Raw genomic sequence first — 24,787 nt, 5'->3', positions numbered from 1 at the left:
GCATGCCGGGGCTTTTTTTCTGCGGCTCGCGTCCCGCCCGACAAGACAGGCAAGACCTCTGGCAACCGTTGCTCAGCATTTCCGTTTCACGAACTGTTATTGCAGAGAAATCCACGCCGCATTGCGGGCTGAACTGCGGACACAGGCATCGATGAACCTCATGCCCATCAGACCATCTGCAAGCCCCGGCAAAAGGGTCTCGTTTTGCATATCTCGCCCTTCTTGTTTTGCGCGAATGCAAGTGGCTGCTTCGAGATAGATATTTGCAAACCCTTCCAAATACCCTTCGGGATGACCTCCGGGGGTTCGGACAAGATGCTCGGGTTGCCCGTCCGCACCAGAGCCCGCCCGTGTGAGCAATCGTGTTGGTTCACCAAAGACGGTATGGCGCATCACATTGGGGGCTTCCTGTTCCCATTCGATCCCACCTTTGGCCCCGTACACCCGAAGTCTCAGACCATTCTCATTGCCTGGCGCAACCTGAGAGCACCACAACATTCCTCGGGCGCCTTCCTGAAAGCGCAACATGACATGCGCGTTGTCGTCGACTTGTCGTCCTTTGACGAAACTCTGGATGTCGGCGCAAAGGCTGTCCGGTGTCAGGCCGGTGACAAAACAGGCAAGGTTGAAGGCATGCGTGCCGATGTCGCCGGTGGAACCGCCCGCGCCTGAGCGGGCCGGATCGATGCGCCAGCTGGCCTGTTTGTTGTCCTCGGGTTGTGCTTGGGTCAACCAGTCCTGCGGGTATTCCACCTGCACCACACGGATATCGCCAAGATCGCCGTTGGCGATCATGGTGCGTGCCTGGCGCATCAGCGGATAGCCGGTGTAATTGTGCGTGAGGATGAAAAGCGCGTCCGATTTCTCAACTGCCTGCGCCATCTTGCGGGCGTCGGCCAAGTTGGAGGTCAGCGGCTTGTCACAGATCACGTGAATGCCGCGTTTCAGAAACTCGCGTGCGGCTGGCATGTGCATGTGATTGGGGGTCACGATTGCCACGGCCTCGATCCCGTCCTTCAGCCGCGCTTCGCGGATCGCCATGGACTTGAAGTCGTCATAGGTGCGGTCGGAGGCCAGCCCAAGGGCTTTGCCCGAGGCCTGTGCCTTGTCTGGTGTCGACGACAAAGCGCCGGCGAGCAGTTCATATTGGCCATCGATGCGGGCGGCGATACGGTGTACCGCACCGATAAATGCGTCGTTACCGCCGCCCACCATGCCCAGGCGGATTGGTCTTTGAAACTCACTCATCACGATATCCCCAGCATGCGTTTGTTGGCTGCATCGTCGGTGCCTCCGTCAGCGAAGTCGTCAAAGGCGGTTTCCGTGACGCGGATGATGTGATCGCGGACAAACGCCGCGCCTTCGCGGGCTCCGTCTTCGGGATGTTTGAGACAACATTCCCATTCCACAACGGCCCAGCCGTCAAAATCATTGGCGGCCATCTTGCTGAAAATCGCCCCAAAATCGACCTGCCCGTCGCCCAAGCTGCGAAAGCGTCCCGCGCGATCCACCCAACTTTGATAGCCGCCATAAACACCTTGCTTCGAGGTCGGATTGAACTCGGCATCCTTGACGTGGAACATCTTGATGCGGTCGGCGTAGTCATCAATGTGGCCGACGTAGTCGAGGCATTGCAGCACGAAATGACTGGGGTCATAGAGCATGTTGCAACGCGCATGGTTGTCGACCCGCTCCAAGAACATCTCGAACGTCACGCCGTCGTGCAGATCTTCGCCCGGATGGATTTCGTAACAGATGTCCACGCCCATCTGATCCGCATGATCCAGAATGGGACGCCACCGCTTGGCCAGCTCATCAAAGGCTGCTTCGACCAAACCAGGCGGTCGCTGTGGCCACGGATAGATGTAGGGCCACGCCAAAGCGCCGGAGAATGTCGCGTGTGATGTAATGCCCAGATTGTAGCTTGCCGTAATCGCCAGCTTTACCTGCTCGACAGCCCAGGCTTGGCGCGCCTTTGGATTGCCGCGCACCTGCGGGGCGGCAAATCCGTCAAAGGATTCGTCATAGGCCGGATGCACGGCCACAAGCTGGCCCTGCAGGTGTGTGGACAGCTCCGTAATCTCGACACCGTTCTCGCGTGCGACACCGACCAGATCTTCGCAATAGGATTGCGAGCTGGCGGCACGACCAAGGTCAAACAGGCGGTCGTCCCAGCTGGGCACTTGCACCCCCTTGTAGCCACAGTCGGCGGCCCATTTGGTGATGGTGCCCCACGAGTTGAAGGGGGCGTCGTCGCTGGCAAACTGGGCCAGGAACAACGCGGGGCCTTTGATGGTCTGCATGGTTCTTCTCCTCTCTTGGGAAGAGGCCCCTTGGGAGATGGGCCTCTTCCCTGGTACCCGAAACGCGCTTTAGAAGGGCGAGTCCGGGAAGTAGAAGCTGGCCGCGTTCTCGGGCGTGATCAGGGTCGCACCCAAGATGTAACGCCCGGCAACCGGCCCATTGGATTTAAATGCGGCAACTGTCACATCCATCGCGGTTGCGATCATCGCAGGCGGGTAAAGCACATCCACCGGCACCAGTTCATTGCCGTCCATGATCCCCTTGATCGTTTCTTTCATGCCGGCACCGCCAACCACGAACATGCCATTGCCATCGCGACCTGCCTGTTTCAGCGCGGCCACAACACCAATTGCAATGTCATCATCCTGTGCCCAAACCGCGTCGATGTCCGGGAAGCGCGACAGGAAATCCTGCATCACTTCGAACCCATCATCGCGGTTCCAATTGGCGTGTTTGTGATCCAGGACATTGATGCCGGACCCTTCGATTTCTGCCATGAAGGCGTCAAAGCGCTCGTTGTCGATCAGCGTCGGAATACCGCGCAGGATGACGATGTTGTCGCCTTCCTTCAGGCGCCCCTTCATGTATTGGGCAGACACGCGCCCAAGCTCGGGGTTGTTGCCGGCGACATAAATATCCTCAATACCCGGCTGGCTCAGACCACGGTCCACAACGGTGATCAGCGCACCGGATTTCTTGACGTTCAGCACCGGGTCAGTGAGCGGCTCGGATTCAAATGGCAGTACCACCAGCGCATCAATTTGATGGACTGACATTAGATCTTCCAACGCGCTGGCCTGCGCGCTTGGATCTGGCGAATTCACCAGGATCAGGTCGACGTCCGGATAAAGCGCTTCCAGACGCTCTTCGGCCTTTTCCGCGTGCCAGTTCATACCTGCCGCCCAAGCGTGGGTCGGTGTCGGATAGCTGACGCCGATCTTGATGTTTTCTGCGCTTGCCCAGCCCGTGAAGGCGATGGTGGCCACCGTGGCCAGAGCGCCGATTTTTCTAAAGGTCTTCATGTTTTCCTCCCTACAAGTCCTTTGACTTCCCTCTGATTTGGGCGCACCTCTCCTCTCCGGTGGCGCCCGGTTCTTTCGCACATGTCAGTGCGAGAAACTCCTTCGTGTGTTTTGTGTCGGCCCTTAGTCCGCCGACGTTTTGCGGCCCCAATCCCCGCGCTGCAGCCAGACCGCGATGATGATGATGAGGCCCTGCATGGTCCCGTTCAGATAGTTCGAGATCATGTCGGTGAAGTTCAGAATGTTGCCTATGGTGGTCAGGATCAACGCGCCCAGAATTGTGCCGCCAATCCGCCCGTACCCGCCTTTCAGGACAGTGCCCCCGATGATCACGGCCGCGATCGCCTCCAGCTCCCACAGGACACCGGTCGAGGACGAAGCAGATCCAAGACGCGGCACATAGATGATGGTGGCCAAGGACACGCAGAGCCCCTGGATCACATAGGTCAGCGTCTTTACGCGATCGACTTTGATGGCCGAGTACTTGGCGACGCTTTCATTGGAACCGATGGCCGTGCAGTAGCGACCAAACGCCGTGCGGTTCATCAGGAACCAACCCGCAATAGACACGATGATGAACACCCAGACGGGTATCGGCAGGCCCAGAAAGCTTTCGTAGTACACCGGGCGATACACACCACGGATGTCATAATTCAGCGACAACGTTCCGCCGTCTGCAAAATACGTCACGAGCGAACGGTATATGCCCATGGTGCCAAGTGTAACGATAAAGGCTTCGATCTTGCCTTTGGTTGTGAGCAGCCCGTTCACAAGGCCCGCCCCCAGGCCAAGGATGATCGAGCATCCACACCCAATGAGCACTGTGGTCAGGCCTGTCCCGAATGTGTCCACTGCCCCATTCATGACAATGATCATCACGCCCGCGATGACCGCGGCCATCGAACCGACCGACAGATCAATTCCGCCTGCCGTGATCACAAACGTTGCCCCCACCGCAATGATCCCGATAAAGGCCGAGCGGGTCAGCAAATTGGTGATATTACCCTCGCTCAGAAACGCCGGATTGAGAAGGAACCCGATCACGCACAGGATCAGGAGCGCAATGGCTGGACCTGCTGTTTTCAAGTCAAAACCGTTCAGTTTGCTGCTCTTGGCTGTACTCATGGCTGTCTCGGTCATTGTTGACGCTCCCGCTTCAGTCCTGCGGCATAGCGCACGATTTCGGATTCATTGATGTCTTCGCCGGTCAAAATGCCGGTAATTTCACCTTCGCGCATCACCACCACACGGTGGCAAAGTCCTATGATTTCGGGCATTTCCGAAGAGATAACGACGACAGAGACACCCTCTGCGGCGATGGCCGCGATGAAGTGATAAATCTGCTGCTTGGTTCCAACGTCGATCCCGCGTGTCGGCTCGTCGATAATCAGAATGCGCGGATCGCACTCCATCACCTTGGCCAACAACAGCTTTTGCTGGTTGCCCCCTGACAGATCGCCCACGTTCACATTTGGATCCCGTGCACGGATATCAAACCGCCGGATAGCGCGTTCCAGCGCAGCATCTTCGGCTTTTTGATCCAGGCTCAGCCCCTTTACAAATTTGGGCAGGGCAAAGAGCGACAAATTCGGTCGCATCTTCTGCCCCAGAAGCAGGCCCTTCTCCTTTCGATCCTTGGTCAGGTAAACGACGCCTGCGTCTCGTGCTGCGGCAACGGAATCGAAGGTCGCAGACGCACCGTCGAATTCGATAGAACCACTACGTCTTGATGACAGCCCGCAAATCGCTTCGAACACGGCTGTCCGCCCTGCTCCGATCAGCCCCGAGAACCCCAGAATCTCTCCCTTTCTGAGATCAAAGCTGACGTCATGTACGCCAGGCGCCGTCAGGTTTTGTACGGACAACAGGTGGTCTGCATCCACATCCACCTCGTTCATCGGTGGGTAAAGATCGCTCAATTCACGCCCGACCATCATCTGCGCCATGCTGTCCGGTGTCAGGTCCTTGGTGGCATGTGTGCCGATCCATTGTCCGTCCCTTAGCACCGTGACCTGATCCGAAATCGCACTGACTTCGGCCAGCTTGTGAGAGACAAAAACAATGGCGGTTCCACGTTCCTTCAATCGGCGGACCTGCGCAAAAAACAGCTCTGTTTCGGCCTCGGTCAACACGGCGGTTGGCTCGTCCATGATAAGGACCTTCGCATCGCGGCTCATCGCCTTGACGATCTCGACCATCTGTTTCTGAGCGATCGACAGTTGCGAAATGCGATCCTGGGGTGAGATGTCCAGACCAATGTCGTCAAGGAACCCGTGCACGGCGGCCCGCATTGCCGTCCGGTCCAGCACGCCCCGGCTCTGGAGCTCTCGACCGAGGAATACGTTTTCTTCGACGGTCATCTGCTCGGCCAGATTAAGCTCTTGATGGATAAGCACGATCCCAAGGGCCTCGGACAAGCCATTGCCGGGGAGTTCCGTGTCCACACCTTCGACGCGAATGTGCCCTGATGTCGGCTGCAGAAAGCCTGACAGGATCTTCATCAAGGTCGACTTGCCCGCACCATTCTCTCCGATCAGCGCGTGCACCTCGCCGGCGCGAATGTCCATGCTGACGCTGAACAATACCGGAACCGATCCAAAAGATTTGCTGATCCCGTCCGCCGACAAAATCGGCGTACTTATTGACAAGCCATCCGGCACGTCGACTCCTCCCTAGTATTTCACCTCTTTGTGAGGTCCTTGATTGGCGTGTGTAAACCTTTTCATACATTGTGTAAACCTTTACATAGCAAGATGTAAACCTTTTCAGCACGGGATAATGCGGGTATAAGCCCCTTAAGCGCTTATGGCGCATAGACAAAAAACCAACGATGACAGGCGTGCCAAACGTGACGCTTCCGACCAAAAAATCTGCAACGATCGAAGACGTCGCCAAGCTTGCGGGCGTTTCCATTGCCACTGTGAGCCGCGCGATTCGAAACCCTGAGAAGGTCGCGGAAAGCACCCGCAAGAAAGTGACCAACGCAATTGCGCGTACTGGCTATACCGCCAATGTCATGGCGCAAAACCTGCGCATGCAGCGGTCAAAGATGGTCATGGTACTGACGCCCTCTATCGCTGATCCAAATTTTCCCGGCATCTTGATTGGCTTGGAAAAAGAAGCACACGCGCGAGGATACGGTGTTCTGATCGGCAACACCGAAGGCGCCATCTCACTCGAAGAGAACCACATGCGTTTCTTGGCAACGGGTGTCGCGGATGGTCTTGTCTTGCTGACCGGTCACGAGCCCGTGGCAGGGACACCCAAAAATCCCGGCATCAAGCTGCCCCCAACGGTCGCAGCTGGACGCCCCCTGGAAACGGCCGAAAGCAGTTTTGTTGGTGTGGACGATGTCGCCGCCTCGAAGATGGCAACCGAGTATCTGGTTTCATTGGGTCATCGGCGGATCGTGTTTGTTAGCGGTGGCGTCGGGGATGTCCTGTCCGAACGCCGCCACACAGGGTACCGTCTGGGTCTTGCTGAATGTGCCGAAGAGTTGACGGATTGGCGTATGGAAGGCGATGGATCCAGCGAAGGCGGGCGTGCAGCCGTAGAACGCCTGTTCATAAAGGACACTCTGCCGACCGCGTTCTTCTGCTTCAATGACAACACAGCAATCGGCGTCATTGCAGCACTGCGACTGCGCGGCTTTGACGTCCCTCGCGATTTTTCCGTCATTGGGTTCGATGACATTCCGTTTGCAAGCAACATTACTCCGGCGCTGACGACCATTCGACAACCCCGCACAATGATCGGCGCGCAAGCCATGACCCTCTTACTGGACAAGCTTGAGGGCAAGAACTTGGACAACTCTGAGATAATGATGCACGGCGATCTTGTTGTTCGCGAAAGCTGTGGACCCGTCGGCCGCGGGTGAGCCCGACACGCTGCAAAAGACGCGTGACACAGCAACTAGCAAAGCAGTTACCCGGAACGTAAAAAGGGCGACGGAGCCTTTCGCCCCGCCGCCCTTTTCTTTGATTAATATCGGTTTCTTAGAAGTGCACCGACCGCGCGCCTGCCGGTTTTTCCATCGGCGGGGCAAATTTGGTCAGGTCGATGCCTTCGACCGCAGTTTTGTATTCCTCGAGCGTGGGCGTCCGGCCCAGGATTGCCGACAACACCACCAGCGGGGTCGACGCCAACAGCGATTCACCCTTTTTGCTCTCGCTGTCTGCCACAACACGCCCCTGGAACAGGCGGGTCGAGGTCGCCAGAACGGTATCGCCTTTGGCAGCCTTTTCCTGGTTGCCCATGCAGAGGTTACAGCCGGGACGCTCAAGGTAGAGAATGTTCTCGTACTCGGTGCGGGCCTGTTCCTTGGGGAAAAGGTCATCGAACTCAAAGCCCGAATACTTCTGCAGGATTTCCCAATCGCCCTCTTCTTTCATCTCATCGATGATGTTGTAGGTGGGCGCCGCAACAACCAACGGGGCCTTGAATTCAACCTTGCCATTGGCAGCTTCGAGGTTCTTGAGCATCTGCGCGACGATCTTGATGTCGCCCTTGTGAACCATGCACGAGCCAACAAAGCCCAGATCCACCTTCTTTTCAGCATTGTAGAAGCTGATCGGACGGATGGTGTCGTGAGTATAGCGTTTGGATACATCCGCATTGTTCACATCCGGGTCGGCGATCATCGGCTCGATGATCTCCTCCAGATCCACAACCACCTCGGCGAAGTACTTGGCGTTGTCATCCGGGGTCAGCGCAGGCTTTTCACCTGACTTGATCTCGGCAATACGCTTGTCGGCGATTGCGATCAGCTTGGCCAGCATGCCGTTTTCATGCTCCATGCCTTTGTCGATCATGATCTGAATGCGCGATTTGGCCAACTCCAACGAGCCAATCAGTGTCTCGTCGTTCGAGATACAGACCGAGGCCTTGGCTTTCATCTCGGCCGTCCAGTCGGTGAAGGTGAACGCCTGATCGGCCAGCAGGGTGCCGATGTGCACCTCGATCACGCGGCCTTGGAAGACGTTGTCGCCATGCTGCTGAAGCATCTGCGCCTGGGTGGCGTGCACCACATCACGGAAGTCCATGTGATCGGCCATCTGGCCCTTGAAGGTCACTTTGACCGATTCCGGGATCGGCATCGAAGCCTCGCCGGTGGCCAGCGCCAACGCAACGGTGCCCGAGTCCGCACCAAATGCCACGCCCTTGGACATACGGGTGTGGCTGTCGCCGCCGATGATCACCGACCAGTCGTCGACGGTGATGTCGTTCAGGACCTTGTGGATCACGTCGGTCATGGCGTGGTATTCGCCCTTGGGGTCACGCCCGGTAACCAGACCAAAGTCGTTCATGAACTTCATCAGACGCGGGGTGTTGGCCTGTGCCTTGGCATCCCAGACGGACGCGGTGTGGCAGCCCGACTGATAAGCACCATCAACGATGGGCGACACAACCGTGGCCGCCATCGCCTCAAGCTCTTGCATGGTCATCAGGCCGGTGGTGTCCTGGCTCCCAACGATGTTGACCTTGACGCGTACGTCGGAACCGGCGTGCAGGGTCTTGCCGGGTGTTGTTCCCACAGCGTTGCGGTTGAAGATCTTTTCAACGGCGGTCAGGCCCTGGCCCTCGTGGCTGATCTCTTTCGAAGGTGCGAACACCTGCGGTGCCTCAACACCCAAGGTTTCGGCCGCAAATGTCTGCAACTTCTTACCAAAGACGATGGCGTAAGATCCGCCTGCCTTCATGAATTCCATCTTTTGCGGCGTGAAAGAAGACGACACATCCACCAGCTCTTCGCCGTCTTCGCTGAGCAGCTTGTGGGTCTTGGTGTTGATCTTCAACACGGTGCCGGTTTCGACCGAGTACTTCTGTTCAAGGATCGGATTGCCGTCGTTGTTGAGGATCGCATTGCCGTCCTCGTCAACCTTCTTGACCCAGTTCTTCAGGTCCAAACCGATGCCGCCGGTCACGCCAACGGTGGTCAGGAAGATCGGCGAGATGCCGTTGGTACCTGCCACAATCGGCGCGTAGTTCACGAACGGTACGTACGGCGACGCCTGCTTACCCGTCCAGAGCGCGACGTTGTTCACGCCCGACATCCGCGACGAGCCAACGCCCATGGTGCCTTTTTCCGCGATCAGCATCACACGCTTGCCGGGGTGCTGCAGCTTCAGCGCCTCGATCTCTTTCTGCGCCTCTTCGGTGATCATGCACTTGCCGTGCAGTTCACGGTCCGCGCGCGAGTGCGCCTGGTTGCCGGGCGACAGCAAGTCGGTCGAGATATCACCTTCGCCAGCGATATAGGTGACCACCTGAACCTCGTCGTCGAGATCGGGAAGCTTGGTAAAGAATTCAGCTTTGGCGTAGCTGTCCAGCACATCCTTGGCGATCGCATTGCCAGCTTCAAGTGCTTCAGCCAGACGCGCCATATCCGCATCGTACAAAAACACCTGGGTCTTCAGAACTTCGGCAGCCGGAGCGGCAACAGATTCGGTATCGCCCAATGCCAGGTCCAGCAGCACGGCGACCGAGGGGCCGCCTTTCATGTGCGACAGCAGCTCAAACGCGCGTTCGGGCGCGATTTCGTCGACAGTGACGTCGCCCAGAATGATCTCTTTCAGGAACTTCGCCTTGACACCCGCCGCGTTGGTCGTGCCCGGAAGTGTGTTGTAAATGAAGAACTTGAGCGAGTCCCCGAGGTGCTCGTTCCCGGTGTCCTTGATCTGTTCAATGATCTCGGCCAGCAACGCACCATCGTCGATGGGCTTGGGGCTCAGGCCCTGTTCTTTGCGTGTTTCGATCTCTGTGAGGTAGTCTGTATACAGGCTCATGGCTATCCCGGCGATTAGGCGTTGACGAAGCTAGAGCCCCGACAATCGGACCTGTCCGAGCGCCGGGATTGCTCTTTGTATGCGGCGGTATACCATTTGGGCGAGGTTTGCAACCTGTTCTGCCAGCGGCGCGATGTCCTGCCCATTTGGGTAACAGGGTCATCAACACTGAACGCGGCCCAAGCGAAATGGGACCCATTGCCGCTATCTGCCGTGAGGCGGTTGGGAATCAGCGGTATTTTGCAGCGGTGATGAACTCTCCGAAAGCCTCACACCAAACGAGCACCGTGTTGAACTGCGTCACGTCCACCCCTTGGGGGATATCCAGCATTACGCCGTCAAATGTCTTGACCGGCCCAATCTTTTGCGAGCTGTCTTTGACGGCCCAGAACCCATCCTCATCTTCGACAAACTCGGGCGCCAGATACAACATGTAATCCGGACCTGGCGCCAGCGCGCCTTGGTGCACGATCTGCGTATCCGTGATGCTGACCGTCCCCTCGCCCCAATGCAGGAAATCACTTCCCCGCAGATCACGCGTAAACTCGGCCGTGAACAGCGCGCCTTGGGCGTTTTGCTGCAAAACGGCCGCATCAGGTGATTTGGGCGCGGTGAGGATGGGCAGAAAATACACCCCCAGCGCAAAACCCACTGCCACGGCCGCGGCGTGTGTCGAAAGCAGAATGGCGAGGCGAAGCATAATGGACGGTCCTCTCGAGAGTTGTAGGTTGTTGCCTTTTAACATCCTCTGGAACGGACTTCCCAGCAAGTACGTCCATCGGTCGCAAAACGTGCGATCAATTGATCCGATAGTAAAATGACATCGTGCGACTTCTACCCTCTGGGGGTTTCGGGAAGGGCGCCGCCGCACGCACCTGGGCCTTGGCCGCGTTGTCGATCTTGATCGAACCCGAACTGTCCACGATGTTGACCCGCGCCAGTGAACCATCTGGATTGATCTCGAAATACACCTGGGCATAGCCCCTGCCCGGCACATGCGTGGTGGGTGCATTGTTGAGATGGACCAGCACCCGCCCGGCATAATTGGTGGTATCGGAATTGCCGCCGCCCCGAGAACTGGGCTGTGCGCCTACGTTGGCAGCGGCAAAGGCATCCACCCCTTTGCGCTGATAGGTTGCCAAGGGTGACTCGACCGCTTGCTCGGGAAAACGCAGGGCGTCGAAGTTTCGCGCGCTGTCAAACAGACGGTCCGGCGTGTCGTCACGCGGCGGTGTCGGCGATGTCGGCCGCGACGGCGCGCGCGGGCGGATAGACTGCGCCACGGCCAACGCAGACCCCGTTTCAGCGTCAGGAGCTTCAACCACCTCGGGGTCAATGCTTTCGACCTGTTCGGTGCTTTCGGGCAGTACCGGATCGGTTTCCAACGGCACAACCGGCACGTTTGACGTTTCGACAAGTTCAGCAGCTGCCTGAGGCTCGACTGCTGCAACCTGCTCTGGCTCGGTGGCTTCGGTGGGTTCTGGCAGAACCTCCTCGGCTTCGGTCACGCTTTGGATGGGCGGAGCAGCAGGCGCTTCGACCACCGTGTCAGGTTCCAGCGGCGGTGTGATATCCTGTTGGACATCCGTCCCCTCTTGCGGCCCAACCTCCTCGGCGTTGTCCGCCGCTTGTTCAACTGGTTCCGTAGGTTCAGGAGCCACCTCGGTGGCGTCTCCAATATCCGGTGACACCACCTGCTGCGGGTTGGGCGAAGCTACAAGTGCCTGACTGGTCGGAATGTCAGCCTCTTCCGGCTCGGGCGATGTTTCCACCGGGGGTTCGGGCTCTTCCACCGGTTCAGGCTCGACCGGTTCCGCAACGTCCTCGGCCAGTTCCTCAAATGTCGTACCAACCGGGACTGAATCCCCCCGAGGCTCGGGCGCGCCCTCGGGACCACCCACGCGAAAGGTGAACCCCACACCCAGCAGGTGGATCAACACCGACAGCACCAAGGCGACGGCCGCAATGACGAGCGAACCGCGTATCACCGCAGGGCCTGCTCGGTCACAACAAAGACCGACGTTGCCCCCGCCCGGCGCAATTGTCCCGTGATCTGGATCAGACGTTGCCCGGCTACATTGCGATCGGGAACAATCCGTACGGGGCCAGCCTCATGTTGATCCATGTAAGCCGCCGGTTCGACGGAGGTCCCGCGGAAATTCAGCGTGCCGTCCTGTCGCAGAACCAGCGCGTCAGGAGGCTCCCTGCCCTCCAGTTCAGAGGTGTCAACAAGTGTCAGCTCCGGGTCCAAGGGCGGTGCGACCGTACCCGCAATCAGGAAGAAGATCAGCATCAGAAAGACAACGTTGATCAGGGCAATCGTCGAGTCCCGTTTGCGGCGCGTGGTCGGCTGTCGGATCATCGGCTCATTCCAACACCAGAACGTTCAGCCCGTCACGGCCCCGCAACTGCACCAACAGATCAATCACGCCCTGAGCGTTGACGTCCTGATCCAGGCTGACCAGAACCTGCCCCTCTTCGATGCTTTCGCCCAAAGCTTTCAACGTCATCGGCGCGCCATTCACCAACAAGCGTTCAGCCCCCAATTGGACAAAGGTGCGCTTGGGGGCTTCGGCGCTGCTGCCACCGCCGGATGTGGCATTGCTCAGTTCGATTTCGCTGTACTTGGAAAAGGTCGAAGACAGCATGAAGAACAGCAACAACAGAAAGATGATGTCGATAAGCGGCGTCATCGACAAACTGCGTCTGACAAATGGGGCGACGTTACGCATGGCCCGGCACGGCTGACGCGGCAGCGGTCGGTGCAACCGGTGTTGGAACCAGGACGGTTCTCAAAGCCTTGTCTGCGAACACCCGCTCCTGCGCGGTTCGGCTTTCAAGCCAGGCCAAAACCATCGAGGTCGGCATGGCGACGGCCAGCCCCACAGCGGTCGTGATCAAGGCAACCCATATCCCCCCGGCCAGGATAGATGGATCGACGGTCGATCCGGCTGTCTGAAGGTTCTGAAAGGCTTCAATCATGCCCAGAACAGTCCCGAACAGACCCAGCAGCGGCGCGAGCTGCGCGATGGTGTCGAGCACACGAAACCCGCGTTCCAACCGGGCCAGCGACAATCCGGCCTCGGCATCCAGGCGCGTATCCAAACCCGGGATATCCGGCCCTTGCATCGCCACATCAACAAGCGGCGCCAGGTAACTGCGGCTCTGCCCGAGGCGCGCACGCGCGCTTTGCCAATCGCCAAGTTCCCAATGGGCCAATGCGTCTGACAACACCTTGTGACGACCAACCCCGCAGGCTGAGAACTGCCATATCTTATAGAGCGTTACGGCCAATGTGATGATCGACATGACGATCAGGATGCCAACAACGGGACCGCCAAGGTTCAAAAGCTCTTTCAGAACAGCAATGGGGCTCATCCCAACAACTCCACATCAATTCGGCTCTTCAGAGTCAGCGCATTTTGACACAAGTCACTTTCTACCCCATTCACCAAGCAGGTGCTTGTGCCGTTTATCAGCGCCTGACCAACGTCCTGACACGCCATGCCTGACAAGTCGAACTGACGAACCCGTGGCCGCCCAGAGGGGAGGGTTCGAAAGTCAAAAAGCTTCAGGCTGACTACGCTGCCGGTCCGGTCAAAAATCACCGTTTCAAAAACAGCCTTGTCGATTTCCGAACCGGACGTGTTTTTGGCCAAAAAGGTCAAACGACACGCGGACCCAACATCTTGGAGCGAGTTGAGTTCCAAAGTGAGCGCGCCGGTTTCTTCTGCGATTGCCTCGGTCATGGAAGCAATTGGCAAAGCAATGGCCAACGCCATCGTAGAAAGGCACTTAACTAACCGCATTGTTCCATCCCTAGCCTGAACTTTCACGGTGGTAACCTAGGGGTATGTCGACCAACATCCAAGTCGATGAAAAAAAGTTCAACTGGCACAAGCAGGAAACGGCATATCCGATGGCCTGCCCTTTGGGGCTCACTCATAGACAACAGGCATCTGCTGGGATGATGCTGTAACTCAAGGTCTTCAAGCCAGTATGCGCTTTCAAAGGGGAGCGTTGCAATTCCGGGCCCAGTCTTCCCAAGCCATTCTGCTCATCACTCAGGCGATAGACTGGCACAACAACCTGTGTTCGATCACCTTTTGGCGATTTCGTGGAACTTGGAGGTCTTTGGGGTTAGAGGCTCAGCCATCTTGAACGCCACGCCGTGCGACGCCCAAGAAAATGCCACTTTGTGCCGATGCCGATGCACCTCTAGAAGTTCATGCAGATAGCGCAATAAATTATCAACCCAGAGGCCACCATGTCGGCACGAATGCCAAAGATACCGGCGTTGAAATTATTTGTAGAAGTGATGCAAACCGGGACGATTGCCTTGGCCGCCGAACGGTTGCATCTGACGCATTCCGCAGCAAGCCGCATGCTGTCGGCGTTTGAAAAAGATCTGAACCTGAAGCTCTTCAAGCGAGAACGGCAGCGGCTTTCCCCCACAGAAGCCGCCACCTCCTTCTTACCGGAAGCCTTACGCGCCTTGAGCGTTCTGGACGAATTGCCCAAGATCTCGGACGCCATTCGAGATGGAGCGACCAAGGAACAGCTGATCCGCATCCTCAGCTTACCTCGAATGGGAGAGGAAATCATCCCAGCAGCCATAAGACGCTATTTCGCGGAAACGGGAGCAGACACACGGATCAACATCAGCGTGGAAGCCCGGCACAATCTGAAACGTTGGGCAGCCTCGCGGATGTTCGACATCGCGCTCACCTCGGTGCCGGTTGCCCACCCCGGGGTGCGCGGAGAGCCCATCGTTGATTTTCCTCTGTGCGTGATCCTCCCGCGCGATCACCCAATGGCAGCAGAGCGCGACATACCGGTCGAAGCCCTGGCCGATGCGCCCCTGTCTTTGATCGAAAAGGGGTCGATCCTGCGACAAAGGCTGGCAAGAGTTTTTGACGAGGCCGGGCTGATACCCAACGTACGACAAGAAAGCAGTACGATGGATGTGGCCATCCATGTTGGCCTAGCGGCAGGCAGCCTGGCGGTCACTGATGGGATTTTTCCAAAATCTGTCCTGGATCAGGGGTTTGTGCTTCGGCGGTTGAAAACCGATCATTCGGTGCCGGTCGGCTTCGTTGTGCCCTTGGATCAAGAGGTCGAGGGCGCGACCGCCATCATGAAAGAGGCGATCCGCCAAGAGGTGTTCAACTACAGAGCCGGGCTGAACAAGTTGCTGAACGCCAATTGAGGTCAGACCTTTTCGAGCGAAACCTTTTCTCCGGGGATCGGCGACGCCGCGATGGAGCCGAAATTGCGCACGACTTCCAAGCCACCCAGTTCCTCAATCCGCACACGCTGATCGGCCTTGCTGCGAAGGTCGAGCGCTTCGGGATCAACCAACGCGCGGAGCTGATCCGACAGGACCGCTTCCATGGGATGCGCCCCATTGTGGGCCAGCAAATCATTGACTTCTTCTGGGTCCGCGTCCAAGTCGAACAGCTGATTTGGCATGTCGACATGATAGATCCGTTTCCACTTGCCTTGACGGAACAGGAAACTGGAATTGAGGCTGCCCATGGCGTGATATTCAGAAAATGCTGCGCGCTGTTCAGCAGTTCCGGCTGCCACTGACAGCAAGGATTGTCCCAGCCGGTCTTCGGTATTGTCGGCCCTTACACCAAAGTAGTCCAACATGGTTGGAAACAGGTCTACATGGCTCACATTGTCAGACACCACCCTGCCTTCCGGGACACCGGGGCCAGCCATGATCAGGGGCACGCCAGCGGAATGCTCATATAGGTTGGCTTTGCCCAGAATGCCGTGTGCACCAATCGCCTCGCCATGGTCCGAGGTATAGACCATCCCGGTCACTTCGGTCAGACCGAGTGCATCCGCCGCGTCTATTACATTGCCGATTTCAGCATCAGTCTGAGTGATCAGCGCAATAACCTGCATAGGCGTTGCGCATGAAGGTTTCATCGATGCCATCAATGGTTTGGTTCATCCGCGCGAGATAGGCCATCGCCGGATGGTCATAGCGATCTTCGGCATTCCAGGTCTTGGGCAGTGGCATTTCCGCTGGGGGATAGGCTTCCCAGATGGGTGCGTCAGCGCGGAAAGGCGGGTGCGGGCTGGGGTAAGACACGACCAGAACCCAGGGCTTCGGGTTGTCTGCGTTGTCCTTCAGCCAGGCCACGGCCCGCTCGGTGATCTGGCGGTCATAAACTTGGTAATCGGTCTCGCCCTTACCCGAATTGCCATAAATCGCTTTGTGCCCCGCGCGAGTTGGCACACCTTCTTTCGTTGCCCGCAGTAGGGTGAGTGGTGAACCCACCCCATCAACCACGTGCATGGTATGAATTTCCTCGGCAAATCCGTTGTCATCTGCTGTAGACCGGTAGTGCAGTTTGCCAATGGCAGTCACAGGAATGTCCGCATCTCGCAGATGGTGGTGCCAGGTTTTGACCGTCCCGTCATACATCGTGGCGTTGTCCCAATACCCGGTTTGGTGCGGGTACTTTCCGGTGGCCATGGCTGCACGCGCAGGACAGCACAGAGTTGTCGCAGCATAGGCATTTTCAAACCGAGTCCCACGTTCCGCCAGCCGATCCAGGTTGGGTGTCTTCACAACCGTATGGCCCGCCGCGCCGAGAAAATCACGCGCGTGGTTGTCCGTCACAAATAGGATGAGGTTTCTGGGGGCTGGCATATGTGTTTCCTTTTTATGTGGGCAGCGTTGGGGCGCAGTGGGGGCGGGGTGCGGATTTGGGAGATGGACAGCCGACCAAGCGGCGGACGCTCCAAGGTTTGGGATTTGTGTTATGCGTCGTTGAGGGAGGCTTGTTTGGCTTGTTTGCCGAGGGTGCGGGCCCGTGCGGCGACTGCGACCACACCCAGGATCAGGAAGGCCAGGGCCACTGGACGGGTGACAAAGATCAGCACACCGTGGTCCGACAAGAGCAACGATTGGCGGAAGGTTTCTTCGGCCCCGCCGGCCAGGACGAAGCTGATGACAAAGGCTGCCGGGTTGAAGTCATAGCGCTTCATCAGCCATCCGCCGAAGCCCGCGACCACCATCACGATGACGTCGAACAGGTTCCCCCGCGCCGAATAGGCCGCGATGAATGACGTCAGGAAGATCACCGGATAGAGCACATCCGTCGGGATCTTCAGGATGAAGCGACCGACGAAAGACGCGCCAAAATATCCGATCAGGCCATAGGCGGCGATGCCCACCAAACCGCAGGCAAACAGTTGATAGACCAGCTCCTTCTGGGTCAGAAAGAGGGTCGGACCAACCTGGATGCCGTGGATCAGGAACACCCCCACCAGGATCGCGCCAATGGTCGATCCGGGGATGCCCAGAGTCAGCAGCGGTGCCATTGATGGGCCGGACACGGCGTTGTTGGCAGCCTCGGGCGCGGCGATGCCTTCGAGCGCGCCTTTGCCCCATTCCTGAGGGTTCCTGGCCCGGCGTTTGCCTTCGCCGTAGGCGACGAAGGCAGCAATGGCCGAACCAAGCCCCGGGAGCATCCCGATGAACGATCCAATGAAGGAAGAGCGGATCACATGCGGGACGCAGGGTTTGTATTCTGCCCAAGTCAGGCGGTTCATGGCGCGCGTGTCTTCGCTGTCGGGTGCATCGACCGGCGCGATCGGTTTTCCGCGAGCCTCGAGCTGCGAGAAGACCTCGCCCAGAACAAAGATGCCGATCATCAGTGGCACCAGCGAGATGCCGTTGGTCAGATCAAACGAGCCAAAGGTGAACCGTTCCTCGAACGAGATCGGGTCCAGGCCAACCATCTTGATCAGCACACCCAAGGCTGCGGACGCCAATCCGCGTGTGATGGATTTGCCGATCACGGACCCGATCACCACAAAGGCGGCAAAGTAGACGGCAAAGAGTTCCGGCGGCCCCAGTTTCAGCGCGATCGCAGCGATGATGCCAACACCCGCGATCAACAGGATTTCGCCAACGTAGTCGCCGATGATCGACGACAGGGTTGCCACCTTCATGGCCTTGGTTGACATACCCCGCCGGGACAACGGATAGCCGTCGATCTGGGTCGCGGCCGAGGCCGCCGTACCGGGCGTGTTGAACAAGATGGCTGCGATGGATCCCCCATACCGCCCGGATTTGCCGATGACGTAGAGAAATGCCAGCGCGGCCAGCGGCTGCATGTAGAAGGTAACAGGCAACAGCATCGCGATCGCGGCAGAGGCCGTCAGGCCCGGAATCGCGCCCACCACCATGCCGACAACGGCGGCGGCAAGCACCCACATCAGGATGATCGGGTCGATCAGGACCGAGGCCAGCGCAGCAAAGATTTCCATGTCTCAGTACCCCTGAGTGATGTCCAGCGGGTCAAACCACTCGCCATAGGGCGGGAACACTCCGAGCAGGACAAAGAAGATGAGGTGATAGATCGCCGGGCAGACGATGGCAGCCACCAGCAATCCAACCGGATTACGAACTCCAAAGATCATCAGCGCCCCAATGGCGGCCAGCCCCGTGCTGAGCAGATAGCCAAACTTGCCAATCAACCAGACATAGGCAAAGGACAGGATCAGCAAGGCAAGGATCCGACCCATCACGTTGTCCTCTGCGCCGCGTTCAGCGGCAGGTGGTGGAGATTTCAGGCCGTTGACGCACTCCACTACGCCCAGGACCACCAAAGCGACTGAGCCGACCAGAGGAAAGATACGGGCACCCCAAGTGCCATCAGGATCAGGATTGATGTCCAAGCTCGCAACAATCGCTGCAAGTCCAAACACTGCCATGAACCCTCCGATAACCGTGTTCGTATTCAGAGTGCGGGTCGACATGAGGACACTCCTTTACTTCAGTGCCGAAATGATCGGCCCTGCGTTTTCCTTCATCGCGCGCAGGTTGGCCTCAGCTTCGGCACCCGGCAGATAGACCGGTGCATTGCCGCGTTCCGCCATGGCATCGATAAAGGCTTGGGACGATGTGATCTCTTTCAACGCGGCCTCCAGCGCGGCAACAACATCATCTGGGGTGTCTTTGGGGGCGAACACGATAATGGGCGAGCTGACATCCACCGCATCGTAACCGGCTTCGGCAAAGGTCGGCACGTCGGTCATGAAGGTATCGCGCGTGTCGGAATTCAACGCCAAGGGGCGCAGTTGCTCTTCGAAACCTGCAGCCTGCTGAATACCGATCATGCCAAAGCTGACCTGTTCGCCGATCACGGCAGCGCGGGTTGCGGACCCACCTTTGAACGGAACGCCGACCGCGTCCAGATCATTGCTGTCCAGAAAGCCCTGTCCCGCGACGTTGTGGAAACCACCATTGCCGGTGTGAGCCCAGCGAACTTGACCCGGACGGGCTTTGATATCCGCCACCAGATCGTCCAGCGACTGGTAGGGGCTGTCATAGGGCACCATGAGCGAGGTGGTCAGCTTTCCGATCTGGGCAACGATGCGGAAGCTTTCAAGCGGGGTCACGTCGGTGTCGCGCAGCATCGACGTCAGCAGGAAAGACCCTGCCGAGGTCAGCAAAACGGTTGTGCCATCCGGGCGACCGCGCGCAGCTTCGGTGGCGCCGACCATACCTGAAGAGCCGGGCTTGTTCACAACGACAAAGGGAACCGGGAACAAACCATCGCCTGCGGAGGCAACGGCACGCGCATAGCTGTCAGTCCCACCGCCCGCCTTGTACGGCAGAATAATATTCACCGGACGGCGCACCTTCCAATCCGCAAAAGCACATGTACCGCTCAGCGCAAACCCAGCAGACGTAAGTGTAGCGAGTTGAATGAAATGACGGCGGTTCATGAATTCCTCCCCATGAGTATGGCGCAATCTGCTTTTGTCGGGTCATCGTCTATCTGAATTTCGCACAGTTAGCTGCATATCAGCATAAATTGCTGAGCTTTATGCAATCTGTGCATCAAGTGCTGAATACTTCGAACATCTGCAAACACTGGCACTTTGGATCCGATGCGAGCAAACGGGATTGCGGGCAACTCTTTGTTTCCCGTGTTGAGTTCGGCAATCACATCGAGTCACGTAGATTGGGCTGGTCCAGGCGATATGTCCGTCTTCAAAGACCACGCGGATAAAAAGGCAACGTTCTTGACCCGAAGAGAGAGGAACAGAGACCTGATGGGTGAGCGTTGCCGGCAGTGGCTCATCAGGTAATCGCGTCACACGCACGGCTTTGCCAAGGCCCCCGCAGTCTTGCACCAGCTCGTTTGCATCCCATTCGCTTAGCTTGATGTCAAAATTCGTGATGTTGCTGGTGAAGCTGAGCTTGCCCATCGACGCATCGTTCAACCAGACATCCACTGCATGGGCACCTCCGGTTGTCACATACCCCCAATTGACAGCATCATCCTCTACCTTGATCTCGCAATCAGCATTCCAGAAATTGACCGCCTGTGTCTTGAGCGGCGTCGCGCCGTGCAGCTTCAGGGAAACATCCCAATCCACCCGACGGCTCCGACCTCGGTATTCTGCCCCCTCACATTGGACCCGCACCCGGTTACCTGCCATGCGGCGCTCCATCTCGGGTTGGACGTGGGCCAGAACATCGGTTCCGTCCTTGACTTCGATACGTTCGATCCCGGCCTGCGCGGATATGTCGATGTCCAGCTTAACCATGTCATTCGAACACGAAAGGATGTCACCGATATGGGCAGCTTCGACTGGCGTGATGTCCCCGCTATGCAGCCGACGTTGGCCGTTCTCAAGTCCTCCGATGCGCACATCAATGTAGGGGCGGCAACCGGTGGTGGCATAATGACGGCGATGGCGGAAGGCATCAAAAAGATCGTCACGTTCCAGTTCGGGCATCAGGTGACACGTCAGCCCCCCAGCGAGCCGAACTTCCCCGACCCAGGATAGCTGGCACCGATACGCCCCTTGCGCCCATCCGAGGCAGCCACAATGCCCACGCGATACCCCGCCTGATGGGCATCATCAAAGATCCAATCAAAAGTGCCCCAAGAGGAATGCACCTCAACAGACGGCTCAAGGTTGGCGTCATGCGCAAAGGAGACATCTGCGTAGCGCCCGCCGGCATGGGCCACGATCAGCGCGTCTTCGTTCTTCAAGCGCTCAAACAGCTGATGCGCGTCGATACAGGTGTTCTCGTCCGTAGACTCCCCCATGACGAGTGAGCGTTGTGCACGATAAATTGGGCGACCCTCGTTGCGAAACCACACGTTGTGATCCCCGCCAACCGAAGTATTGCCGGACCACTCATAGCCAGGAACGGTCAAATAGCGACCCGGCTGGTTCAACTCGGCCGTCAAAGCGTTCAGCTCGGCCCAGAATGCATCGGTGATCTGAAAGTCATTGCCTTGATGGCCACAGATGTCGATGAATGCCTTGTCTCGGCCGAACTCAAAATACTGCCGCGCGGTATTGGTGCCTATAGTCGCTCCGCTTTGACCGTGCATGTCGGACCAAAAATGCCGGAACGGCGTTTCTATCGCCGAGCGCAGCCGATTGGACGTCGCGACCACCTCGCCTGCCTCGTCAATCATTTCCACGATCAGATCGCCGGGTGCCTCGACCTTGAGACCTTCAATTCGAAAGGCGCCACCCTCACTTTCGGACATGTCGAAAGTCTCTGGAAGACCTAACACGGGACGAGATGCGCGTAGTGCATAAGTGCCCTTGTCTTCTGCGGTCGGATTACCCCAGCGATCTTCAGCCTACAGACCCAGAGCAAAGGTGTCTTTCACATCGCGCAAAGACGGCAGTACAGCGCGGTGCACGGTCGCTGGTCCGGGGATCAGTTGCAAAGTTGGCTGCTTTTCATCCGGCAGCACCGTGTAGTCATAAGTTGAAAATGCATCCACATGCACACGGAACTGGTAAGTGTGTTCGACAAAGGTCTGCATGCGCACGCCTGGCTACCCCTGTATGCGATCCCCCATAAGCACAGTGATCGTATCCCCCTCGGCCAGAAAGTTCAGGCACTGGACGTAAGGCGTGTTGCCCCAAGGGCGGATGTTGCTGTTCTTGCGGTACTAATATTCAGCTTCGCCCCGTTAGAGGCGGTGATGGTGGTGTAACCTGGTGCGGTGGGGTCATCGAATTGCAGCGAAGTCTGATCTGATGCAGACCGGGTTGATATTTTGATGCCCCCCAGATCATCGATCCCAAAATGACCTGCTGTATACGTCAGCGTCAAAGAGGTCCACGAACCGCAAACGAGTGGCCCCTTTCTGTCGATTTCAGCAATTCCCATCAGATCGGGACGGTAGGTGTTGAAAGGCATCAGATTTCCTTGGGATGGATAATGAACAACGCGTGGGAAGGCGCGGGGGATTGTCTCCCCTCTTCCCTCAGTCAGCGCCAGTGCGCCCGCCATCGTTAGTTGATCCCATTTGTTCAAAAAAATATTTATTGCATGGCAAATTCCTTCTTTCGAAAGAGATAGAATATTACTGATGAATATCAGATCACTAAGACTATTTTGCGAAGTCATGGACCGATCCACATTGGCCTAGGCTTCTCAAGCTCTGAATGTCAGCCAACCGGCAGCAAGTCGCCTTATTCGACTGTTGGAAGAGGAAATTGGCGAAACCTTGTTTCACCGCACGCGCAAACGTTTGCGCCCCACGCGCGAGGCAGAAGTCTTTTTGCCAGAAGCCATCCGCATCGTCAGCGCCATCGACGGAATCCCCGAAATTTTTGCGCAAAACCGCGCGGAATCCGTGGCGCCATTGCGTATCCTGTGTCTGCCTCGCATTGACCTTGGCTTGGTGATCCCCACGTTGGCTTTGTTGGACGCTGAAACCCGAAATCAAAGGTACAAGGTCGTGGTCTGCCCCCGACGGGAGTTCAGCCGCCGACTACGCCACGGGCAATTTGATGTCGGTGTGTCCACTTTGCCGGTCCCGGTCGAAGGTTTGCAAACACACTTTCTGACCCGTGCCCCTTTGAAGGTGATGCTCCCCCAAAACCACCCGCTGGCACAGCGTGATGTCCTTAGCCCCAGTGACCTCTCTAAAGAACGCTATATCGCCTTGGAGGAACACACGATCGTCCGTACGACGGTGGATCGCGCTCTTGCCGCAGCCGGGGCAACATTGAACCTGTCCCACGAGGTTTCCAGCTCGGAAGTCGCTCATCGTTTCGTACGCAATGGCATGGGTTTCACGTTTGCTGATCCGTCCGCCCTTCCCCCTGAAATTTCGGATGAGATTGCGTTGATCCCTTGGTCTCTGGGTGCCAGCATTGAACTCGCATATTTCTTGCCGCAGGTTAGCCGCCCTCACGAAAACAGAGATACATTCCTGAAATTGCTGAAAGATGTATGCAAGGACCGCTACGGCCAGGCGCACTCTTGAAACAGGTCGAGCTTTGCATCACGCACACACTCTCTCCTGCCTGCTCTCAACCAAGTACTGGTTTTGTAGTGGGCTGGATGGGGCACGTTTTGAATCGCTTCAATCAACCTCCGACACACTGGGGCGACGCACGGACCATGTATGTGTCTAAAACAGCGATGCGACGTGCGCGCAGCCATCAACAGTCACCAGGGAGTTTATGAGGAGAATGGTAGCGTGAGGCGGACTTGAACCGCCGACCCCAGCATTATGAGTGCTGTGCTCTAACCAACTGAGCTATCACGCCGTAACCAGTGGGGCGTGCAGTACCCAAGGCTTGGGCCGGTGTCAAACGGATTCCTGACGATCCGGCCCAAAAAAATTCGGGCCTCAGCCCTTTTTCTGAATCTCGACCGCATGCGGGTATGGGATCGAAATACCCTTGGCGTCAAACGCCTCTTTCACCGCCTTGGTGACCTGGAATTTCAGCTCCCAGTAGTCGGCCGCATTACACCAGATTCGCGCCGTCAGATCGACCGAGCTGTCGCCCAGGTTGGTCACCCGCACCCACGGTGCGGGATCGGACAAAACGCGCTCGTCGGCCGTGGCCACCTCTTCGATGATCTGCATCGCCGTGTCGGCGCTGTCGCCATAATCAATTCCGAACACCAGATCGACGCGACGGGTATCATGGGCGGAATAGTTGGTGATGATCGAACCCCAGGCCTGACCATTGGGCACGATGATCTGAACGTTGTCGGGCGTCACAAGTTCGGTCACGAACAGGTTGAGATCCTTCACGGTGCCAGCCGTCCCGCCAATATCGACGTACTGACCCAGTTTGTAAGGACGGAACACCACCAGCATCACGCCAGCCGCCAAGTCGCTGAGTGTTCCCTGCAACGCCAGGCCAATGGCCAACGAGGCTGCGCCCAATATGGCAACGATACTGGTTGCCTGAATTCCAAAGATTCCCAGAACGGCCACCAGGACAATCGCCAGGATGACCCATTTCACCATGCTGGCCACAAAGTTTCCCAGCGTCGGGTCGATCTGAGGGGTCTTGTTGATACGTCGCCGCACCATGCCGGCGATCATGCCGGCGGCGATCCAGCCGACAATCAGAACGATCAGGGCTTTGATCGCATTCAAGACCACCGGCCCGTAGGCTTCGGTTTGAGAGAGGACCTCTTCCACGTGCGTCTCCTTTTCATGACACATTATCCCGCGCTGAGATCTGTCCCGCACAGGTTGAACGCGATCATTCAAGAAAAAGGCCTGTTACGTCTAGGTTTTTGATCCAGCCAAGTTCCCCATACTGTTCACATGTGAACAGCCACCCCATGGAAGGCGCACAGCTTGCCCCCTGTTTTTGCCGATCAGAGCACATAAGTTGGTCGCAACCAAA

General features: G+C 57.5%; 26 protein-coding genes and 1 tRNA gene. 4 read left to right on the top strand and 23 right to left on the bottom strand.

The features are described 5' to 3' along the window. Window positions 1-96: 96 nt before the first annotated feature. From TRM7615_RS17405 to TRM7615_RS17385, 5 genes are all read right to left on the bottom strand, one after another. Window positions 97-1,248 carry a Gfo/Idh/MocA family protein gene (locus tag TRM7615_RS17405; RefSeq protein WP_108789838.1) on the bottom strand — a complete coding sequence of 384 codons (1,152 nt, stop codon included), beginning with the start codon at window positions 1,246-1,248 and terminating at the stop codon, window positions 97-99. After that, a complete protein-coding gene (locus tag TRM7615_RS17400) occupies window positions 1,248-2,303 on the bottom strand; it encodes a sugar phosphate isomerase/epimerase family protein (RefSeq protein WP_108789836.1) in 1,056 nt (351 codons plus the stop codon). Before TRM7615_RS17400 ends, TRM7615_RS17405 begins: the two co-directional genes overlap by 1 nt. A gap of 69 nt (window positions 2,304-2,372) precedes the next feature. Further along, window positions 2,373-3,326, bottom strand: a complete 954-nt coding sequence (locus TRM7615_RS17395; RefSeq protein ID WP_108789834.1) for a substrate-binding domain-containing protein — start codon at window positions 3,324-3,326, stop codon at window positions 2,373-2,375. Between the two features lie 123 nt (window positions 3,327-3,449). Further along, window positions 3,450-4,466 (bottom strand): ABC transporter permease, encoded by a 1,017-nt coding sequence (locus tag TRM7615_RS17390; protein ID WP_108789832.1) that lies wholly within the window; start codon window positions 4,464-4,466, stop codon window positions 3,450-3,452. After that, window positions 4,463-5,968, bottom strand: a complete 1,506-nt coding sequence (locus TRM7615_RS17385) for a sugar ABC transporter ATP-binding protein (protein WP_207775245.1) — start codon at window positions 5,966-5,968, stop codon at window positions 4,463-4,465. The genes TRM7615_RS17390 and TRM7615_RS17385 overlap by 4 nt, the downstream gene beginning before the upstream one ends. A gap of 188 nt (window positions 5,969-6,156) precedes the next feature. Between TRM7615_RS17385 and TRM7615_RS17380 the strand changes: the two genes are divergently transcribed. Beyond that, entirely contained in the window at window positions 6,157-7,203 is a 1,047-nt protein-coding gene (locus TRM7615_RS17380) for a LacI family DNA-binding transcriptional regulator (RefSeq protein ID WP_108789830.1), read from the top strand. Window positions 7,204-7,321: 118 nt separating this feature from the next. Here TRM7615_RS17380 and TRM7615_RS17375 read toward each other — a convergent pair whose 3' ends face one another. The 7 genes from TRM7615_RS17375 to TRM7615_RS17345 form a co-directional block, all read right to left on the bottom strand. After that, window positions 7,322-10,111 (bottom strand): bifunctional aconitate hydratase 2/2-methylisocitrate dehydratase, encoded by a 2,790-nt coding sequence (locus TRM7615_RS17375; RefSeq protein ID WP_108789828.1) that lies wholly within the window; start codon window positions 10,109-10,111, stop codon window positions 7,322-7,324. A 229-nt stretch (window positions 10,112-10,340) separates the two neighbouring features. Beyond that, a complete protein-coding gene (locus tag TRM7615_RS17370) occupies window positions 10,341-10,811 on the bottom strand; it encodes a DM13 domain-containing protein (RefSeq protein WP_108789826.1) in 471 nt (156 codons plus the stop codon). Between the two features lie 97 nt (window positions 10,812-10,908). After that, window positions 10,909-12,099 carry a TonB family protein gene (locus TRM7615_RS17365; RefSeq protein ID WP_108789824.1) on the bottom strand — a complete coding sequence of 397 codons (1,191 nt, stop codon included), beginning with the start codon at window positions 12,097-12,099 and terminating at the stop codon, window positions 10,909-10,911. Then, window positions 12,096-12,473: an ExbD/TolR family protein gene (locus TRM7615_RS17360; RefSeq protein ID WP_108789822.1), complete on the bottom strand. Its 378-nt coding sequence runs from the start codon at window positions 12,471-12,473 to the stop codon at window positions 12,096-12,098. Before TRM7615_RS17360 ends, TRM7615_RS17365 begins: the two co-directional genes overlap by 4 nt. Window positions 12,474-12,477: 4 nt before the next feature. After that, on the bottom strand, window positions 12,478-12,804 hold the full coding sequence (locus TRM7615_RS17355) for a biopolymer transporter ExbD (protein ID WP_108789820.1): 327 nt from the start codon (window positions 12,802-12,804) through the stop codon (window positions 12,478-12,480). A 31-nt stretch (window positions 12,805-12,835) separates the two neighbouring features. Further along, window positions 12,836-13,489, bottom strand: coding sequence for a MotA/TolQ/ExbB proton channel family protein (locus TRM7615_RS17350; RefSeq protein ID WP_108789818.1), 654 nt, complete (start codon window positions 13,487-13,489; stop codon window positions 12,836-12,838). Further along, a complete protein-coding gene (locus TRM7615_RS17345) occupies window positions 13,486-13,920 on the bottom strand; it encodes a hypothetical protein (RefSeq protein ID WP_235824127.1) in 435 nt (144 codons plus the stop codon). The genes TRM7615_RS17350 and TRM7615_RS17345 overlap by 4 nt, the downstream gene beginning before the upstream one ends. Before the next feature lie 488 nt (window positions 13,921-14,408). On the opposite strand from TRM7615_RS17345, the gene TRM7615_RS17340 reads away from it, so the two are divergent. Further along, window positions 14,409-15,320 carry a LysR family transcriptional regulator gene (locus TRM7615_RS17340; RefSeq protein WP_165821466.1) on the top strand — a complete coding sequence of 304 codons (912 nt, stop codon included), beginning with the start codon at window positions 14,409-14,411 and terminating at the stop codon, window positions 15,318-15,320. Window positions 15,321-15,322: 2 nt separating this feature from the next. Here TRM7615_RS17340 and TRM7615_RS26135 read toward each other — a convergent pair whose 3' ends face one another. From TRM7615_RS26135 to TRM7615_RS26265, 9 genes are all read right to left on the bottom strand, one after another. Then, on the bottom strand, window positions 15,323-16,027 hold the full coding sequence (locus TRM7615_RS26135) for a sulfatase-like hydrolase/transferase (RefSeq protein WP_165821465.1): 705 nt from the start codon (window positions 16,025-16,027) through the stop codon (window positions 15,323-15,325). Next, window positions 15,996-16,781 (bottom strand): sulfatase-like hydrolase/transferase, encoded by a 786-nt coding sequence (locus tag TRM7615_RS26130; RefSeq protein ID WP_108789810.1) that lies wholly within the window; start codon window positions 16,779-16,781, stop codon window positions 15,996-15,998. Before TRM7615_RS26130 ends, TRM7615_RS26135 begins: the two co-directional genes overlap by 32 nt. Before the next feature lie 110 nt (window positions 16,782-16,891). Further along, entirely contained in the window at window positions 16,892-18,406 is a 1,515-nt protein-coding gene (locus TRM7615_RS17325; protein ID WP_108789808.1) for a tripartite tricarboxylate transporter permease, read from the bottom strand. Window positions 18,407-18,409: 3 nt separating this feature from the next. Continuing rightward, entirely contained in the window at window positions 18,410-18,898 is a 489-nt protein-coding gene (locus tag TRM7615_RS17320; protein WP_108789806.1) for a tripartite tricarboxylate transporter TctB family protein, read from the bottom strand. A gap of 12 nt (window positions 18,899-18,910) precedes the next feature. Then, window positions 18,911-19,870, bottom strand: a complete 960-nt coding sequence (locus tag TRM7615_RS17315; protein WP_108789804.1) for a Bug family tripartite tricarboxylate transporter substrate binding protein — start codon at window positions 19,868-19,870, stop codon at window positions 18,911-18,913. Window positions 19,871-19,969: 99 nt separating this feature from the next. Then, complete coding sequence (locus TRM7615_RS17310; protein ID WP_108789802.1) at window positions 19,970-20,890, bottom strand: hypothetical protein; 921 nt, start codon at window positions 20,888-20,890, stop codon at window positions 19,970-19,972. 11 nt (window positions 20,891-20,901) lie between these two features. Beyond that, entirely contained in the window at window positions 20,902-21,660 is a 759-nt protein-coding gene (locus TRM7615_RS17305; RefSeq protein ID WP_108789800.1) for a DUF3604 domain-containing protein, read from the bottom strand. A gap of 96 nt (window positions 21,661-21,756) precedes the next feature. Next, a complete protein-coding gene (locus TRM7615_RS25370) occupies window positions 21,757-21,945 on the bottom strand; it encodes a hypothetical protein (protein WP_125133707.1) in 189 nt (62 codons plus the stop codon). A 71-nt stretch (window positions 21,946-22,016) separates the two neighbouring features. Then, the gene (locus TRM7615_RS26265; protein ID WP_165821464.1) at window positions 22,017-22,325 is read right to left on the bottom strand and encodes a hypothetical protein; all 309 of its coding nucleotides are present in this window, start codon (window positions 22,323-22,325) and stop codon (window positions 22,017-22,019) included. 109 nt (window positions 22,326-22,434) lie between these two features. Here TRM7615_RS26265 and tilS point away from each other — a divergent pair, with 109 nt between their 5' ends. Both tilS and TRM7615_RS17290 read left to right on the top strand, forming a co-directional pair. Further along, a complete protein-coding gene (tilS, locus tag TRM7615_RS26260; protein ID WP_108789796.1) occupies window positions 22,435-22,557 on the top strand; it encodes a tRNA lysidine(34) synthetase TilS in 123 nt (40 codons plus the stop codon). Between the two features lie 12 nt (window positions 22,558-22,569). Beyond that, complete coding sequence (locus tag TRM7615_RS17290) at window positions 22,570-23,400, top strand: LysR family transcriptional regulator (protein WP_108789794.1); 831 nt, start codon at window positions 22,570-22,572, stop codon at window positions 23,398-23,400. Window positions 23,401-23,609: 209 nt separating this feature from the next. On the opposite strand, the gene TRM7615_RS17285 is transcribed toward TRM7615_RS17290, so the two are convergent. Both TRM7615_RS17285 and TRM7615_RS17280 read right to left on the bottom strand, forming a co-directional pair. After that, window positions 23,610-23,686, bottom strand: a tRNA-Met gene (locus tag TRM7615_RS17285). Between the two features lie 83 nt (window positions 23,687-23,769). Further along, a complete protein-coding gene (locus tag TRM7615_RS17280) occupies window positions 23,770-24,576 on the bottom strand; it encodes a mechanosensitive ion channel family protein (protein ID WP_108790084.1) in 807 nt (268 codons plus the stop codon). Window positions 24,577-24,787: the final 211 nt, after the last annotated feature.

This window comes from Falsiruegeria mediterranea M17 (genome assembly GCF_900302455.1).
Taxonomy (GTDB): domain Bacteria; phylum Pseudomonadota; class Alphaproteobacteria; order Rhodobacterales; family Rhodobacteraceae; genus Falsiruegeria; species Falsiruegeria mediterranea.
Note: the sequence above shows the minus strand (reverse complement) of the source record. Positions and strands in the feature narration are given on the sequence as shown.